This is a genomic window from Microbacterium sp. AG1240, assembly GCF_003635115.1.
In the GTDB taxonomy this organism is placed as follows: domain Bacteria; phylum Actinomycetota; class Actinomycetes; order Actinomycetales; family Microbacteriaceae; genus Microbacterium.
In genome coordinates, this window is sequence record NZ_RBXJ01000001.1 from 1,489,271 (window position 1) to 1,505,036 (window position 15,766).

17 protein-coding genes and 2 tRNA genes are annotated in these 15,766 nt (G+C 67.6%); 13 read left to right on the top strand and 6 right to left on the bottom strand.

Annotation, left to right across the window (positions count from 1 at the left end):
* Nucleotides 1-34: 34 nt before the first annotated feature.
* Nucleotides 35-745 carry a trimeric intracellular cation channel family protein gene (locus DEU34_RS07025; protein WP_121149390.1) on the bottom strand — a complete coding sequence of 237 codons (711 nt, stop codon included), beginning with the start codon at nt 743-745 and terminating at the stop codon, nt 35-37.
* Between the two features lie 67 nt (nt 746-812).
* Here DEU34_RS07025 and recO point away from each other — a divergent pair, with 67 nt between their 5' ends.
* A complete protein-coding gene (recO, locus tag DEU34_RS07030; protein WP_116646483.1) occupies nt 813-1,556 on the top strand; it encodes a DNA repair protein RecO in 744 nt (247 codons plus the stop codon).
* Entirely contained in the window at nt 1,553-2,359 is an 807-nt protein-coding gene (locus tag DEU34_RS07035) for an isoprenyl transferase (protein ID WP_121149391.1), read from the top strand. Before recO ends, DEU34_RS07035 begins: the two co-directional genes overlap by 4 nt.
* A gap of 10 nt (nt 2,360-2,369) precedes the next feature.
* On the opposite strand, the gene DEU34_RS07040 is transcribed toward DEU34_RS07035, so the two are convergent.
* The gene (locus DEU34_RS07040; RefSeq protein ID WP_147424017.1) at nt 2,370-3,458 is read right to left on the bottom strand and encodes a PIG-L family deacetylase; all 1,089 of its coding nucleotides are present in this window, start codon (nt 3,456-3,458) and stop codon (nt 2,370-2,372) included.
* Nucleotides 3,459-3,576: 118 nt separating this feature from the next.
* Here DEU34_RS07040 and DEU34_RS07045 point away from each other — a divergent pair, with 118 nt between their 5' ends.
* A complete protein-coding gene (locus DEU34_RS07045; RefSeq protein ID WP_121149393.1) occupies nt 3,577-4,272 on the top strand; it encodes a DsbA family protein in 696 nt (231 codons plus the stop codon).
* On the opposite strand, the gene DEU34_RS07050 is transcribed toward DEU34_RS07045, so the two are convergent.
* Nucleotides 4,261-4,761: a glutathione peroxidase gene (locus DEU34_RS07050; RefSeq protein WP_121149394.1), complete on the bottom strand. Its 501-nt coding sequence runs from the start codon at nt 4,759-4,761 to the stop codon at nt 4,261-4,263. The genes DEU34_RS07045 and DEU34_RS07050 overlap by 12 nt on opposite strands.
* A gap of 59 nt (nt 4,762-4,820) precedes the next feature.
* Here DEU34_RS07050 and dusB point away from each other — a divergent pair, with 59 nt between their 5' ends.
* The 6 genes from dusB to DEU34_RS07080 all read left to right on the top strand — a co-directional run bounded on the left by dusB (nt 4,821) and on the right by DEU34_RS07080 (nt 11,287).
* Nucleotides 4,821-5,987 carry a tRNA dihydrouridine synthase DusB gene (gene dusB / locus DEU34_RS07055; protein ID WP_121149395.1) on the top strand — a complete coding sequence of 389 codons (1,167 nt, stop codon included), beginning with the start codon at nt 4,821-4,823 and terminating at the stop codon, nt 5,985-5,987.
* On the top strand, nt 5,977-7,317 hold the full coding sequence (locus DEU34_RS07060; protein ID WP_121149396.1) for a deoxyguanosinetriphosphate triphosphohydrolase: 1,341 nt from the start codon (nt 5,977-5,979) through the stop codon (nt 7,315-7,317). Before dusB ends, DEU34_RS07060 begins: the two co-directional genes overlap by 11 nt.
* Complete coding sequence (gene dnaG, locus DEU34_RS07065) at nt 7,317-9,191, top strand: DNA primase (RefSeq protein ID WP_121149777.1); 1,875 nt, start codon at nt 7,317-7,319, stop codon at nt 9,189-9,191. Before DEU34_RS07060 ends, dnaG begins: the two co-directional genes overlap by 1 nt.
* Nucleotides 9,192-9,224: 33 nt before the next feature.
* Nucleotides 9,225-9,998 (top strand): ATP-binding cassette domain-containing protein, encoded by a 774-nt coding sequence (locus tag DEU34_RS07070; protein WP_121149397.1) that lies wholly within the window; start codon nt 9,225-9,227, stop codon nt 9,996-9,998.
* 62 nt (nt 9,999-10,060) lie between these two features.
* The gene (locus DEU34_RS07075; RefSeq protein ID WP_310793506.1) at nt 10,061-10,348 is read left to right on the top strand and encodes a DUF6804 family protein; all 288 of its coding nucleotides are present in this window, start codon (nt 10,061-10,063) and stop codon (nt 10,346-10,348) included.
* A 51-nt stretch (nt 10,349-10,399) separates the two neighbouring features.
* Nucleotides 10,400-11,287 (top strand): LLM class flavin-dependent oxidoreductase, encoded by an 888-nt coding sequence (locus DEU34_RS07080; RefSeq protein ID WP_121149398.1) that lies wholly within the window; start codon nt 10,400-10,402, stop codon nt 11,285-11,287.
* A gap of 185 nt (nt 11,288-11,472) precedes the next feature.
* Here the strand turns inward: DEU34_RS07080 and DEU34_RS16100 are convergent, their stop codons facing one another.
* The 3 genes from DEU34_RS16100 to def form a co-directional block, all read right to left on the bottom strand.
* On the bottom strand, nt 11,473-11,955 hold the full coding sequence (locus tag DEU34_RS16100) for a hypothetical protein (protein WP_147424018.1): 483 nt from the start codon (nt 11,953-11,955) through the stop codon (nt 11,473-11,475).
* A 426-nt stretch (nt 11,956-12,381) separates the two neighbouring features.
* Nucleotides 12,382-12,457 (bottom strand) — tRNA-Asn (locus DEU34_RS07090).
* A 63-nt stretch (nt 12,458-12,520) separates the two neighbouring features.
* Nucleotides 12,521-13,087, bottom strand: coding sequence for a peptide deformylase (gene def, locus DEU34_RS07095; protein ID WP_121149400.1), 567 nt, complete (start codon nt 13,085-13,087; stop codon nt 12,521-12,523).
* 42 nt (nt 13,088-13,129) lie between these two features.
* On the opposite strand from def, the gene DEU34_RS07100 reads away from it, so the two are divergent.
* The 4 genes from DEU34_RS07100 (at nt 13,130) to DEU34_RS07115 (ending at nt 15,255) form a co-directional block, all read left to right on the top strand.
* Entirely contained in the window at nt 13,130-14,119 is a 990-nt protein-coding gene (locus tag DEU34_RS07100) for a DMT family transporter (protein WP_121149401.1), read from the top strand.
* A 28-nt stretch (nt 14,120-14,147) separates the two neighbouring features.
* Nucleotides 14,148-14,221, top strand: a tRNA-Ile gene (locus DEU34_RS07105).
* 249 nt (nt 14,222-14,470) lie between these two features.
* Nucleotides 14,471-14,773: a hypothetical protein gene (locus DEU34_RS07110; RefSeq protein ID WP_147424019.1), complete on the top strand. Its 303-nt coding sequence runs from the start codon at nt 14,471-14,473 to the stop codon at nt 14,771-14,773.
* Nucleotides 14,774-14,874: 101 nt separating this feature from the next.
* Nucleotides 14,875-15,255 carry a hypothetical protein gene (locus DEU34_RS07115; protein WP_147424020.1) on the top strand — a complete coding sequence of 127 codons (381 nt, stop codon included), beginning with the start codon at nt 14,875-14,877 and terminating at the stop codon, nt 15,253-15,255.
* Nucleotides 15,256-15,766: the final 511 nt, after the last annotated feature.

Consider the following 15,766-nt stretch of genomic DNA (forward strand, 5'->3'; position numbering starts at 1 on the left):
GGGGTCTGGTGCGTCGGAAAGGGTCTCGCGGTCTTTACGGGCGGGGCGGATGCTGCGCGTCGGGGCGGATGATCGGGATCGCCCGGGTCTCCGCGGCGACCTTGCGGCGGTAGAGCATGCGCTGTTCGGGGAGCGAGAGGTCGAACACCACGGCGAGGATGCGGATCACGGCGGTGACCGCGATGCCCGTGATCGCCGCGCCCACCAGCGGTAACCCGAATGCGGCGGCCGTGGCGAGCACGAAGCATCCCGCCGCTGCCGCCACCGCGTAGAGCGAGCCCACGTGCATGATCGAGATGGGGAGCCCCATGAGGGCGTCGCGGAGCACGCCTCCACCGACAGCGGCGCACACCCCCACGAAGACGGCCGGCACCATCGGCAGACCGAGCGCCAGCGCCTTGCTCGTGCCGAATGCACCGAACATGCCGATCACGAAGGCATCGAGCACGACGATGACCCGGTTCACTCGCTGGAAGACCCCGGCCAGCAGCATTCCCACGAGCGCGGCGCCGGTAGCGACGAGCAGGTACCAGTTGCTCTGGAGGGTGGCGGGAGGCACACCCAGGAGCAGGTCGCGGATGAGTCCGCCGCCCATGCCGATCAGGATGCCGATGATGGCGACGCCGAGCAGGTCGAGACGTCGCTGGCCTTGGAAGCCCGAGGCGAACAGCGCCCCCTGCACGCCTCCGAGCCCGACCGCGGTGAGGTCGGCCCACAGGGGGATGACGAACTCGGGCTGATCCACCCCACCATTGTCCCGCGTCGGCGGGGCGGTGCCGGCCGCACGTCGCCGGGGCGACCGATAATGGATCGTGCCCACTTATCGCGACGAAGTCGTGATCCTGCGTACCCACAAGCTGGGGGAGGCGGATCGCATCCTCACCCTGCTGAGCCGTCGCAACGGCAAGATCCGTGCGGTCGCCAAGGGTGTGCGGCGCACCTCGTCGAAGTTCGGTGCGCGCCTCGAACCGTTCATGGTCGCCGACGTGCAGCTCTACCGTGGGCGCACCCTCGACGTGGTGCAGCAGGCGGAGTCGCTCGGATCGTACGGCGCCGACATCGTCGTGGAGTACGAGCGCTACACCTCCGCCAACGCGATGGTCGAGACGGCAGACCGACTCAACGAGTCCGAGGCGACGCCGCAGCAGTACCTCCTGCTCGTGGGAGGTCTGCGCGCTCTTGCGAAGGGCGACCACACCCCTCGCAGCGTGCTCGACTCGTACCTCCTGCGCGTCATGGCGCTGTCGGGCTGGGCACCCGGCCTCGGCGAATGCGCGCGCTGCGGAACCGCCGGCGACCACCGGTCGTTCGTCGCTCAGCTGGGCGGCATGGTGTGCGCGAACTGCGCACCCGTCGGCTCACCGAAGGTCGCGCCCGAGACGACATCCCTTCTGCGCTCGCTGATGGCGGGGGAGTGGGACGCCGTCGACGGTGCACCGCAGCATGCCTCCGCCGCAGCATCCGGCCTCGTCGCCGCCTACGCGCAGTGGCACCTCGAGCGCGGCATCCGCTCGCTCGCGCACGTCGAAACGGGAAGAGCGCAGATCACCAGATGAGCCCCAAGCCCTTCACCCACAAGGATGCTGTGCCTTTCCGCCCCCTGGATTGGACCGGTGAATACCCGCCGGCCTTCCCGCGCGGATCGGTGCCGGAGCACGTGGCCATCGTCATGGACGGCAACGGCCGCTGGGCGAACCGTCGGGGCCTGACCCGGGTCGAGGGCCATCGGGCGGGTGAAGCGGCGCTCCTCGACGTCGTCGCCGGCGCCGTGCAGGCCGGTGTGAAGCACCTCTCCGTCTACGCGTTCTCGACGGAGAACTGGTCGCGCTCGCCCGACGAGGTGCGCTTCCTCATGGGGTTCAACCGCGACGTGTTGCACCGGCGTCGCGACCAGCTCAACGAGTGGGGCGTACGGGTGCGGTGGGCCGGGCGCAAACCGCGCCTCTGGGGCTCGGTCATCAAGGAGCTGCAGTACGCCGAACAGCTGACCGCCGGCAACGACGCGCTCACGCTGACGATGTGCGTGAACTACGGCGGTCGGGTCGAACTCGTCGACGCCATGCGACGGATCGGCGACGATATTTCGGCGGGACGGCTGAAACCCTCGGCCGTCACCGAGAAACTCATCCGGCGTCACCTCTACCAGCCCGACATGCCCGACGTCGACCTCTTCGTGCGCTCCAGCGGCGAGCAACGGACGTCGAACTTCCTGCTGTGGGAGTCGGCCTACGCCGAATTCGTGTTCCTCGACACCCTCTGGCCCGACTTCCGCCGTACGCATCTCTGGGACGCCATCGGGCACTATCTCGGACGGGACCGCCGGTTCGGCGGCGCAGTCGACACACCCGACGAGGATTAGGCGCCTGGGCTCACCCGAGTCCGAGTTGCGCTTCGGTGAAGAGGTATTCGCGTCCGAGCCAGGTGCCGAAGCGCGGCACCGCCAGGCACGATGCGTCATCGGTGCAGCCGCGGATCACGGGGTCGTCGGCGGCGTAGGTGCGGAAGACGGCGATCTTGTGCCGGAGCACTTCGCCCGACAGGTTGGCCGGTCGTTGGGCTGACTGGTACCCCATCGCGTACATGATCGTCGCGCCCCCGCGGTCGCCGCTGAACCACGCCTTGCGCGCGAGAATGCCCGTGATGGCGTGGTCGGCGTGGTCGCCCTTGGCCAACGCGTTGGCGCTGCCGGGCACGTGCGTGAAGAACGAGGCCGGCTGATAGGCGCTGATCAGGTCGCCGAGGCTCGCAACGATGGCGTTCCACGACAGGGGCGCCCCGCCCGTGGAGGGGGTGAGGGCGGCGATCTTATCGGCGGCCAGCTTGGCGAGGCTGACCTCGCCCGTTGCGGGGTATCCCTGGCCGTTGAGGTTGCCGTCGGGCAGATGGAGGAAGACGAGCGAGACCCGCGTGTCATCGACGGGCTGATGCACCGAGACGGTGGCACCGGAGGGCAGCGTGACCGCCGTCTCCGTCCAGGGCGACGAGGCCCCGCGGAGAACGTCGTAGGCGCGGTGGATGCCCTGTACACGGCCGTGCGCGTAGTCGGAGCCGCGGCCGGCATCGCCGTCGGTGAGGAAGACGGTGCGAATGCAGCCGCCAGACGCGAGCACCTGGGGGAGCTGCGCACCGACGAACAGCAGATCGTCGTCTTCGTGTGCCCACACCGACATCGCTCGGGCACCCGCGCACGCGGGGCGCAGCGGATCGACCGGCGCCGGCGCGGGCGGCTCCGGCTCCGCGGTGGCCGTGGCGACGGGAGTGGGTGACGGCGCGACGGTCGGGGTCGTGGTCGGTGTGGGTGTCGGAGTCGCGTTCGCCACCGACGAGACCGTCGGTTCCGTGGTCGGCGCGACCTCGGTCGCAGACACGGCCGCGCAGCCGGCCAGGCCGAGCCCGATCACCGAGGCGACGACGATGAAACCGAGCGCGGACACGCCGCGCTTACCCCGATGACGCATGACTCTCATTTCCCCGAGATCCGCAACCCCCTTGCGAATTATCGGACCCATCCTCGCACGTCGCGGTGATACTCCCGTGTCATGGAATGCGCACCGCCATCGACGTGTTGCGCATGACATGACAGACGCCATCAAGATCGACGTGTGGAGCGATATCGCCTGCCCGTGGTGCTACATCGGTAAGCGCAATCTGGAATCCGGCCTTGCCGCAGCATCCACTGACGACGACGCTCCCGTCGTGGAGGTGGTCTTCCACTCCTACGAACTCGCCCCCGACACACCGGTCGACTTCGACGGCGGCGAGACCGACTACCTCGCGCATCACAAGGGAATCCCCGCCGAGCAGGCGCGCGAGATGCTCGATCGCGTCACCGGTGTCGCAGCGGCCGCGGGGCTGGAGTATCGATTCGACCGGCTGAAGCACACGAACACGGTCAAGGCGCACCAGTTGCTGCACTTCGCCAAGGCGGAGGGCAGGCAGCCCGAGCTCACCGAGCGTCTGATGTCGGCCTACTTCACCGAGGGTCGACACCTCGGGCGGGACGACGAGTTGGTCGCGCTGGCCGCCGATGCCGGGCTTGACCCTGACGCCGCTCGCGATGCCCTGGTCTCGGAGCGCTACCTCGACGACGTGCGCGCCGACCAGGCGCAGGCGCAGGCCTACGGCATCAACGGTGTGCCGTTCTTCGTGATCGACGGCAAGTACGGAGTCAGCGGCGCTCAGCCCGCGGAGGCCTTCGCCCAGATCGCGCGCCAGGTATGGGACGAACGTCGACAGGCCGGCACCGCCGACGCCGAGGAGTCAGTCGCCTAGCGCCCGCTCGATGACGGCCACGATCGCGGGGTCGTCGGGTTTGGTGGTCGGGCGGAAGCGGTGCACGTCACCGGTCGGGGTCAGCACGAACTTTTCGAAGTTCCACAGAATCGGTCCGCGCTTGCCCTCGAGGTCTTCGGCCTTCTTCAAGGCCTTGTACAGGGGAGCCGCTCCCGGGCCGTTCACCTTCACCTTGTCGAGCACGGGGAAGCTGACTCCCCAGGTGGTCGCGCAGTAGTCGAGGATCTCCTCCATCGATCCCGGCTCCTGCCCCATGAACTGGTTGCAGGGAAACCCGAGAACGGTGAAGCCTCGGTCGCCGTACGTGCGCTGCAGCTCCTCGAGCTGCTCGTACTGCGGGGCAAGGCCGCACTTCGACGCCACGTTCACGATGAGGAGCACGCCCTGTCCGTACGACGCGAGGCTCGTCGGCTCACCTTCCGCCGTCTGGAACGGGATGTCGCGAAGATCTGTGGAATCAGCAGTCATGGTCCCCAGGCTAGAACCGTGAGCAGCTTCCGTGGGTCAACGTCTGGGAGAATGGAACAATGACTTCGACCCTCGCTCCGGCGCGCTCGCTGCGCATCGGTCCCATCGAGCTCGACGCACCCGTCGTGCTCGCTCCGATGGCCGGGATCACGAACACCGCTTTCCGCCGTCTCTGCCGCGAATACGGCGCGGGGCTGTACGTCAGCGAGATGATCACGACCCGCGCGCTCGTCGAACGCAACGCCGTGACGATGCGCCTCATCCAGCACCACGAGTCCGAGACCCTGCGTTCCATCCAGTTGTTCGGCGTCGACCCGGCCACGACCGAGAGCGCCGTTCGTCTGTTGGTGGAGGAAGACCGGGCGGACCACATCGATCTGAACTTCGGCTGTCCCGTGCCCAAGGTCACGCGCAAGGGCGGCGGAGCGGCCCTGCCGTGGAAGACCGGGCTCTTCCGCGACATCGTCTCGCGCGCCGTCAAGGCCGCGGGCGAGATCCCTCTCACCGTCAAGATGCGCAAGGGCATCGACAAAGACCACCTGACGTTCCTCGATGCCGGACGCATCGCCGAAGACGCGGGTGTGGCGGCGGTGGCGCTCCATGCCCGCACGGCGTCGGAGTTCTACTCGGGTCACGCCGACTGGTCGGCGATCACTGCGCTCAAAGAGGCCGTCACCAGCATCCCCGTCCTCGGCAACGGCGACATCTGGTCTGCCGACGACGCGCGGCGCATGATGGAGCAGACCGGGTGCGACGGGGTCGTCGTGGGCCGCGGATGCTTGGGGCGACCGTGGTTGTTCGGAGACCTCGCTCGTGAGCTGGGCGGTCCGGATGCGGCGATGGGCGCCCCTGTCGACGCGACGCTCGGCTTCGTCGCCGATGCCTTCCGCCGTCACGCCGAACTGCTGGTCGACTTCTACGAGGACGAGCTGCGCGGGTGCCGAGACATCCGCAAGCACGCGTCGTGGTATTTCAAGGGCTATCCCGTCGGCGGCGACCTGCGCGCGCAGTTGGCCATGGTGTCGAGCCTCGCCGAGATCGACGCCCTCCTCGAGACGATGGACCGCTCGGCGCCCTACCCCGGCGCAGGCGCGGAGGGGCAGCGAGGGCGCGCCGGCACGCCCAAGCGCACGGCTCTCCCCGACGGCTGGCTCGCCTCTCGCGAGATCGGTCTCGAGGCGTCCACCGCCCTCGCCGACGCGGAGATCGACAACAGTGGCGGCTGAGAGCGGCGCGGTGGTCGCCGCCGCCCGCCCCGCCGGTTACGACGATCCCGACGCCGCGCGTTTCCATGTCGAAGAGCACCGTTCGCGTCGTGATGATTTCGCACGTGACCGTGCCCGCGTGCTGCACTCCGCGGCGCTTCGCCGCCTCGCCGCCAAGACCCAGGTGCTCAGCCCGGCGAGTCCGGCCGACTTCGCGCGCAATCGCCTGACGCACTCGCTCGAGGTCGCCCAGGTGGGTCGCGAGCTCGCTACCGCGTTGCAGCTCTCGCCCGACGTGGTCGACACCGCCTGCCTCAGCCATGATCTCGGTCATCCGCCGTTCGGCCACAATGGCGAGCGGGCGCTCAACGACTGGGCCGAAGACATCGGAGGATTCGAGGGCAACGCCCAGACCCTCCGCATCCTCACTCGTCTCGAGCCGAAGGTCATCGACGACGACGGACGCAGCTTCGGGCTGAACCTCACGCGGGCCAGCCTCGACGCCACGTGCAAGTACCCCTGGACCTCCGAGCACCCCCTGCCCGACCCCGGGGGTCGGTTGAAGTACGGCGTGTATCCCGACGACGAGCCCCTCTTCCGATGGATGCGCGACGGTGCGCCGGGGCGTGTCCGCTGCATCGAGGCCGAGGTCATGGACCTCTCCGACGACATCGCCTATTCGGTGCACGACTTCGAAGACGCGATCACCAACCGCTACCTCGATCCGCGACTGCTCGCCGACACCGGCGAGCACTCCGGGCTCCTGTCTGCGATCCAGACGTGGGTCGGCTTCGACTTCCCTCGGGAGGAGCTCGAAGACGCTCTGTACCGACTCATGCGTCTGCCCGAGTGGTTGCCGTCGTTCGACGGCAGTCGCCCCGACCTCGCCCGACTGAAGAACCTCACGTCCGACCTCATCGGCCGGTTCGCGCGGGCCGCGACGGCCGCCACCCGTGAGGCGTTTCCGCTCGAAGCCCTGACCCGCTACCGGGCGCACGTCGTCGTGCCTCGCGTCGTCGAGGCCGAGATGGCGGTGCTCAAGGGCATCATCGGGGCGACGGTCGTCTCGATCGACGGTCGCAAGGCGCTCTACAAGGAGCAGCGCGGCGTGCTCAAGCGGCTCGCGTCCGCCCTCTGGGAACAGCCCGACTCCCTCGACGCGATCCATGCCGATGACTTCGCGTCGGCCGCCGACGACACCGCGCGCCGTCGTGTCGTGGTCGATCAGGTCGCGAGCCTCACCGACCAGCTGGCGATCGCCTGGCACGGGCGGCTCGTGGGCGAGGTGGATGCTGCATCCCTCGGCGTCTGGGCGCCGTGGGCGCCCGCACCGACCGCCGGGGACCGCTGATGGCGGGGCGGATTCGTCAGGCCGACATCGATGAGGTGAAGGCCAGGACGAACATCGCCGACATCGTGGGGGAGCGGGTCGCTCTCAAGTCGGCGGGCGTCGGCTCGATGAAGGGGCTCTGTCCGTTCCATGACGAGCGCAGCCCGAGCTTCCACGTGCGGCCCCAGGTCGGTTTCTACCACTGCTTCGGCTGCGGCGAGTCGGGCGACGTTTACTCGTTCCTTCGCGCCATGGACCACGTGTCGTTCACGGAGGCCGTCGAGCGGCTGGCCGGGCGCGTTGGATACACGCTGCACTACGAAGACGGGGGAGCGGCACCGGAGACGAGCGGCCGTTCACGCCTGTACGCCGCGAACGCCGCCGCGGCGGAGTTCTTCCGTGCCCGCCTGCTCGACCCGGAGGCCGAGACCGCGAGAAGGTTCCTCGGCGAGCGAGGGTTCGACGCCGGCGCCGCCGCGCACTTCGGGGTGGGGTACGCGCCGAAAGGATGGTCTGCTCTGCTCGACCATCTCGTGGCGCAGAAGTTCACGCGCGAAGAGCTCGAGCAGGCCGGGCTCGTCTCTCGCGGACAGCGCGGTGTGTACGACCGATTCCGCGGTCGGCTGGTGTGGCCGATCCGCGACGTCACGGGTCAGGTCATCGGGTTCGGTGCGCGCAAGCTCTACGACGACGACCAGGGCCCCAAATACCTCAACACCCCCGAGACGCCGATCTATCGCAAATCGCAAGTGCTCTACGGTCTCGATCTCGCCAAGCGCGACATCTCGCGCGGCCACCGCGTGGTCGTCGTCGAGGGCTATACCGATGTCATGGCCTGTCACCTTGCCGGTGTGACGGGGGCGATCGCGACGTGCGGAACCGCGTTCGCGGCCGACCACATCACCGTGCTGCGGCGGGTCATGGGAGACGATTCCGCGTCGGGGGAGGTCGTGTTCACGTTCGATCCCGACGCGGCGGGTCAGAAGGCCGCCCTGCGCGCGTTCGGCGACGAGAAGCGCTTCTCCGCCCAGACATACGTCGCCGTCGCCCCGGAGGGTCTCGATCCCTGTGATCTCCGTCTCAAGCGCGGCGACGGGGCCGTTCGTGCTCTTATGGACAACAAGGTGCCCATGTTCGAGTTCGTGATCGATCAGCGACTCTCGGGTTATGACCTCGCAACGGTCGAAGGACGCGCCGCGGGTCTGCGCACCGCCGCCCCCATCGTGGCCGAGATCCGTGATCCGTCGCTGCGCCCCGGCTACACCCGCGTGCTGGCTCGGCGACTCGGACTCGACCTCTCCGAGGTGTCGGCGGCCGTCGACCGTGCCGCGCGGAGTGCGCGGTCGGATGGGGCGTCCTCGCGCGCTGACGATCGCACACCGATGTCGTCGGCGGCGCCCGCCGAAGCCCCGGCTCCCGAGCTGCGCGTCACCGTCGCCACCCTGCCGCGATCCCGCGACGTGGCGATCGAGCGCGACGCGCTCATGGCGTTCCTGCAGTACGGTCATCACGTCGACGCAGGCCTGCTCTCCCGTGCCCTCGCGGCCCCTTTCACGCATCCGGGGCTCGAGGCCGTCCGGTCGGTGCTCGCCTCGACGAACGACGCGTCGAAGCCGGGGTGGGCCGCCGAGGCGGTGAGCGCAGTGCGTGAGCCCTATCGCACGCTCGCCGCCGAGCTGCTGACGTCGGATTTTCCCGCACGCGACGAGGCACACGCGATCGCCTCCGCCAACGATCTGGCGGTGAACCTCCTGCGACGGGTCCTCGACCACGAGAAGACCGAGCTGCTGGGGGCGATCCAGCGCGTTCCCGCCGACTCCGCCGACGGGCGCACGCTTCGCCTGCGTCTGAGGGAAGTCGACATCGAGCGCCAGCGCCTCGTCGGCGCGCAGTAGCGTTCGCGCCTTCGGGCAGGCAGGATGAAACCCATGTCCCGCGCGAAAACACCCGATGTCTCGATCCGGGTCGATGATCTGTCGCTCATCCGTGGCGACGCGCGCGTGATCGACGGTCTGTCGTTCACCCTCGCCCACGGTGAGACGCTGACGATCATGGGTCCGACCGGTGCCGGCAAGTCGAGTCTCGCCGCGGTCCTGGCAGGACGCGCGGGCAGCTCGATCTCGGTCGCCGGGGGTGAGGCTGTCGTGGAGGGCATTTCCGTGAAGCGGCCCGGGAGGGCGCTGCGCACCCTGACGTACCTGACCGGTTACCTTCCGCAGGGTGGTGGATCCGACCTCCCTGCGCGTCTGACCGTGTCGGAGGTCATCGCCGAACCGATCACCAGCCGTGATCGGCGCGTCAATCCGCGTGCTCTCGCCGTCCGAGTCGCGACACTGCTCGACGAGATGCAGCTGCCCCTCGGAGCTGCGCCGAAGTATCCCTACGAGCTCAGCGCGGGCATGCGTCAGCGTGTCGCGATGGCCCGGTCCCTCGTTCTCGATCCGCGCCTGCTCGTCGCCGATGATCTGTACGCGAACCTCGACATCGAAGTGCGAGAGACCGTGCTCGAGGCGGTGCGCCGTCGGCGCGCGTCCTACGGCTTGTCAGCGCTCGTGGTGACGAACGACCCGGATGCTGCGCGCGAACTCGATTCTGACGTGCTGGTGCTGCGAGCCGGCCACACCGTTGCCTACGGGGCCGACGCCAGCACGATGGTCTGGACGCCCGACGAGGCGAACGATCACCGCTCGGTCATCCGCTGATGGGGGCGCCCCAGACTCCGAAGGCCGCGGCCGAGTATTAGCGGAACGCACTCGCTCCGGGGATCCTCGTCGCCGTCGTGCTCATCGCGAGCATCGGCTTGATCGGACAGGAGTACTACCTCGCCGTTCGCTTCGTCGTGGCGATCCTGGCGGTCATCATCGGCTGGTTCGCCATTCAGGCAGGTCAGTGGTGGTGGGCGCCCGTCATGCTCGCCACCGCGCTCATCTGGAATCCGGTCTACCCGATAAACATCACCGGTGAGTGGCTCGTCGGTGCGCACATCGTCGGCGCCGCCGTCTGTCTGGTGGCCGGTGCGCTGATCAGATTCCGCCGCGCGCCCGCTGCGTAGCATCCGGCTGATCCCTCGTCAGGGCGAGACGCCGAACCTACACTCGGAACCATGCGCCATGGCATCGTGATCCTCCCGCAGGAACCCTGGACGACAGCTCGGGAAAAATGGGAATCGGCGGAGTCTCTGGGCTTCGATCACGCCTGGACCTACGACCACCTCTCGTGGCGCACACTGGCAGACCAGGTCTGGCATGCGACCGTGCCGACGCTCACCGCGGCAGCCGTGGTGACGAAGACGATCCGGCTGGGCACGTTCGTCGCTTCACCCAACTTCCGCCACCCGGTCCCGTTCGCGAAAGAGGTCGCGACCCTCGACGACATCTCCGACGGCCGCTTCGTTCTCGGGGTCGGTTCGGGAGGCACCGGCTTCGACGCGTTCGTGCTCGGCCAGCCCGAGTATTCGCCCCGCGAACGGCACGAACGCTATGTCGAGTTCGTCGCGGTCCTCGACGAGCTGCTTCGCCACGAGCCGCCCGGTTCCGCCGGGTTCGACGTCAAGGGGCGGTGGTTCACAGCGCGCGGCGCCCGAATGGTCGGTGAGCCCGTGCAACGCCCCCGGATGCCGTTCGTGCTCGCAGCGAACGGCCCGAAAGGACTCGCGCTCGTGGCCGAACGAGCCCAGGGGTGGGTCACCACGGGATGGGAAGGGCGCACCGGCGAGGAGTGGTGGCAGTCGGTCGAGATGCTCTCGCATCGCCTCGACGACGCGCTGGAGAACGTCGGCCGCGATCCTCGATCGATCGACCGCTATCTCTCGCTCGACTCCGGCGGCTTCTTCTCGTTCGAGAGCGTCGCGCGCTTCGACGAGATGGTCGAGCGCGCCGAGGCCCTCGGCTTCACCGACGTGATCTCGCACTGGCCGCGCGCCGACGGCATCTACGCGGGAGACGAGCACGTGCTCCGCACGGTCGCTGCGCGGTTCGCCGCGGCGAGGTGATCTGAGCAGGGGTAGACCTTTGGCTCGCCGACACGCAATTCGGAACCTACACGACCGGCGAAAGGGTGCGCCCCACACAGGTGGCGCTCTCGGACATGACCGGCATATCGCGTCTCACCGTGAGCAAAATGTTCTTCGCCTGTGCCGCATGCAGGGACGCTCGCCGGCTGGCCGACCGCAATGCGCTATCCCTGTCCGGGTGCTCCATACATGCCACCGTCGGGCAGCGGAAGGCAGGTGGCGGTGTCGGTCTGTGCCGCGACTTCGGCCCGGACCGCGACGTCACCGTGCTTTTTCGCGAGCGTGTAGACGATTCCTTCCTGCGCATCGGGGGCAGGGATGTATCCGACGGTCGCTGAATCGACCGGTCCCCATTCCTCGCTCGCTGGACCGTAGTTCGTCGTCACGAGGTCGGCCGTGGGATTCTCGATGAGCCAATTGGCCGCGTCGACCACGGTTGTATCGGGGATGACCCAATACCCTTCCAACTCCTCGTAGGGGCCGCACGGCCACCCGGTGTACGAGGTGAAGCTGCCAGATGAAGTGTCGGTGCGCACGGCTCCCGGTGGAAGGTTGGCCGCGTCGAGCCACGCCTGGGCCTGAGACAGCGCCGCGACATCTCCCGTGGCGGGCGCGGGAGATTCGCTGGACTGGACGGGAGCAGGCACGTTTTCGTCTCCCGCGCCAGGATCGGCATTCACTCCGGACGCACACCCGGCAAGAGCCGAGAGAACGATGACAAACGCACTAGGTACCACGAGGAGGCGACGCCGCATAGCCAAGACCGTAGCGCCACGCGGTGTCAGACGGCGCCCAGCGGCACCGAGCGGCCGCACCGTATTCGTTCGAAGGGGTGGCCGGAGGATCGCATGGGTGTGCCTCATTCGGTCTTGTCCGGATCACCTGGCTAGCCGCGGCGGTCTTCCTTCGCTCCACCTTCGCCCGCCCCGGCCCTTGGGAGCGGGGTTCAGTGCCAGGCGAGCATTTGCCGCGTAGCGCCTGCGGCGCGGCAGCCGTGCTGACCACATCCTGAAGGGCTCCGAAAAACCGAACCGCCCCTCGCCTTGGACTTCCCAGGTGAGGGGCGGTTTCTTTGGCTCCCCGGCTTGGACTCGAACCAAGAACCTATCGGTTAACAGCCGATTGCTCTGCCAATTGAGCTACCGAGGATCACATCGCCCGTTTGCAGGGCAACCCCTCGATACTAGCAAAGCGAAAGGGGTGGTCGGAAACTCAGGCGTCGAGATCGTCGATTCCGGGCGTCCATGACTTCCCCGGGCGCCCCCATGCGCGCTTCTTCGCGATCTTCTGCGCGGTCTTCCAGTCGGAGTCGTCGAGCCGGTCGACGTAGAGGATCCCGTCGAGGTGGTCGAACTCGTGCTGGAGGATGCGGGCCCGCCACCCGTCGACCTGGATGCTGACCGACTGGCCGTCGAGGTCGGTGCCCGTGATGAGCACCTCGTCAGATCGGCGGAGCGGAAAGCGCTCACCCGGGAACGACAAGCACCCCTCCGACTCTTCCTCGTCGTCGGGGACGCCGGGCTCGAGCGGCCTCATCCACAACTCGGGGTTGAGGATCACGCCACGCCACGGTGCGCCGTCGTCGTCCGTGTAGCTGTACGTGAAGATGCGCAGACCGACGCCCACCTGGGGGGCGGCGAGTCCGACCCCGGGCGCAGCATCCATCGTCTCGAACATGTCGTCGACGAGCGTGCGGATCTCATCCGAGATCTCGGCGACGCGGCTGGCGGGGGCGTGGAGAACGGGGTCTCCCATGATGCGGATAGGAAGAACGGCCACGCCTTGAGCCTATCGAGCGATTCCGGCGGTTAGTGTCGGAGGGTGATTGGCGCCGAAGTTTCGCTGAACGACGTCACGGATGAACTCGTCGGTATCTTCCGCGACCCCGGGATCCTCCTCGGAATCCCTCTCGCGTTGGCGGGTGCGGTCTTCATGTCGTTCGGTGCGCAGTACCAGCACCGCGGCGTGATGAAGGTCGAACGTGTCACCGGTCAGACGGGCGCGGGCCTCAGCGGTCGGCAACTGCTGGCGCTGCTCGGCCGACCGTCGTGGGTCATCGGCACGCTCATGCTGGGGCTCGCGATCGTCTGCCAGCTCGGTGCGCTGTCGGTCGCGCCGCTGATTCTCGTGCAGCCCATCGGCGCAATCGCCCTCGTGATCACGACCCTGCTCAACGCGCGCGTGTCGGGACACAAGCCGACCCGACGGTCGATCTTCGCGATCGTGCTGTGCATCGGGGGCATCTTCTCGTTCGTCACCATCGCGGCATTCTTCGCGACCGAGCACGCGATCACGGCCCGTGAGCTGTCGATCATCCTCGTCATCCTGCTGGTGGTGCTCGCGGTCTTCGGCGGCACGTGGTTGGCGCGTCGACGCAAGCTGCGCGCACTGTTCTACATCTCCGCCGGTGGTGTGGTCTACGGATTCGTCGCAACCCTCGCGAAGGTCGTCATCAGTCGCGCGCAGGCCGGCAACTTCGACTGGCTGACGGTGCTGTGCGTCGTCGGGCTGCTGATCGCCGCCGGCGTCGGTTCGTACTTCGTGCAGACGTCGTACTCCGTCGGTCCGCCCGACCTCGTGATCGCCGGTCTCACGGTGATCGACCCGATCGTGGCCGTCGTGATCGGCCTCGTGGTGCTCGGCGAGGCGTCGACCGCTCCGCCGTGGGCGCTCGTCGGCTTCGGCATCGCGGGCGCAATCGCGATCGTGGGGGTGTTCCTCCTCACGCGCTATCACCCGCAAATCATCAGCGACAGCCAGGAGCTCCGCATCGCCCGCGGCAGCGGCGGAGAGCGCCCTCCGCTGGCATGACCGGGTGACGATAAGCTCGTCGACGCAGGGGGCGGTGGCCAAGCTGGTCAAGGCAGCGGGCTCATAACCCGACGATCGTGGGTTCAAGTCCCACCCGCCCTACGAAAATCGTGTGTTTCACGGCGGAACGGCCCGCTAGCCGGCCCACCGCCCCGCCAGGTCTGACCGACTGGCTCGGGCCGGAGATCCTTCTTCGCGCGGTGTGGAGGTCATCTGCGCATCGCCTTCGCATGCCATGCTTCGAGCGTGAGGCGAGCGAGCGGTGTCTTAGCGGGCTTGGCCGCACTTGCCGCGATGCTGACTGCGTGTTCCGGGGCACCACCAACGCAAGAGGCGAAGGGGCTCACTCTGATGTCTGCCTCCGACCGTCCGATCGCAGTCATGGAGGCGCTGATCACCGGCACGTTGACGACCACCCGCTCCGGATGCTTCGCCGTTACCAGCGGCGGCATCATCTACCCGCTCCAGTTTCCGTTCGGAACGGTGCTGAGCGATGATGGGCACACCGTTCAGGTTCCCGGGCTGGAGCCGCTCGAACTCGGTGACTCAATCCAAGGCGGAGGGGGATACGTCGAGCTCGACGCGGTCTCTCCTGATTGCGAAGCCGATAACGAGTACAAGCAATATGCCGTGTGGCAGACGCTCGCGGACTGACTCTTGCGACCACGATCGGTCGGCCACCGTCGGATTCACGGCGGTTCTCGTCGCAGACTCGAACCGCGCGGGTCTTGACCGGCGTCCGGCAGGATGTCTTCGTGTCTAAAAACGAAGAGCCGATCGGCCTTGTCGTGCGCTTTCTCCTATCCAGCCAGGAGGCACACGTGATCGGCGAATGCGCGTCTATCGCGGGAGTCGAGACGCTTTTTCGTAAAGGCTGGAGCTACGCCGAGTTGATGATGGAGCGTTACGAGGCTGAAGGAGCGCCTCACTTGGACCAGTCGATGGAGGAATTCGCCGAGAGGTTTGTCGCTCTGGTCGCGGAACTCGGTCTGGAACGGCTCGTAACCATCGAGCGGGCGGAGGTGAGCATCGCCCTGTTTCCCAATGACAGCATCAACGCGAGCTTGTACATCCCCACAGCGATGCTGAACGCGATGGGGTCCCACAAGATCGACCTGCTCTTCTCCGCATACTGAGTCTGACGCCGCAGGGCGCGCGAAGCGTGGCGAAAGCGTGTCCACTCGGCAACTGCCACCTTTGACGCGCGCTGAACCGGGTTTGCTGCATACATATCTCTCTGCCACAGTTCCTTCATGCCTGGCGAAGATCCGCCCTCAGCGTCCTGTGCAGCCGAGCCCGGGCTGATCACTCGACGCATGGCCGCGGAACGAGGACGAGGCGTCGCGATCCTTTGGCTCTGTGTGGGGTTGGCTGGCTGCTGGCAACAACAGTGAACGTGATGGGCGACACACACGGCTGGTGGTACTGGTTTCAGACAATCGGCGGGACCGCCCTGAGTATCTTCTTCATGTTGAGAGGTGTCGCCGGTCTGCGGGCACGCTCGAAGCGAGTCGCCGAGTTCGACGCGCAGCATGGAGAAGAGGCGGGCCGACAAAAGTAGCCCCCGGGGGCGGGGCACGATCAGTCGGGGCACGGAACGGTCTAGCGGCATCTGCGCCTGGCGGCCGCCCGCCGGTATCAATCCCT

Coding starts and splice junctions, on each gene's coding strand:
- DEU34_RS07035 (WP_121149391.1), top strand. CDS start 1,553: ATGAGCCCCAAGCCCTTCACCCACAAGGATGCTGTGCCTTTCCGCCCC.
- DEU34_RS07080 (WP_121149398.1), top strand. CDS start 10,400: ATGCGCCATGGCATCGTGATCCTCCCGCAGGAACCCTGGACGACAGCT.
- DEU34_RS07040 (WP_147424017.1), bottom strand. CDS start 3,458: ATGCGTCATCGGGGTAAGCGCGGCGTGTCCGCGCTCGGTTTCATCGTC.
- dnaG (WP_121149777.1), top strand. CDS start 7,317: ATGGCGGGGCGGATTCGTCAGGCCGACATCGATGAGGTGAAGGCCAGG.
- dusB (WP_121149395.1), top strand. CDS start 4,821: ATGACTTCGACCCTCGCTCCGGCGCGCTCGCTGCGCATCGGTCCCATC.
- DEU34_RS07050 (WP_121149394.1), bottom strand. CDS start 4,761: ATGACTGCTGATTCCACAGATCTTCGCGACATCCCGTTCCAGACGGCG.
- DEU34_RS07045 (WP_121149393.1), top strand. CDS start 3,577: ATGACAGACGCCATCAAGATCGACGTGTGGAGCGATATCGCCTGCCCG.
- DEU34_RS07070 (WP_121149397.1), top strand. CDS start 9,225: ATGTCCCGCGCGAAAACACCCGATGTCTCGATCCGGGTCGATGATCTG.
- DEU34_RS07110 (WP_147424019.1), top strand. CDS start 14,471: ATGTCTGCCTCCGACCGTCCGATCGCAGTCATGGAGGCGCTGATCACC.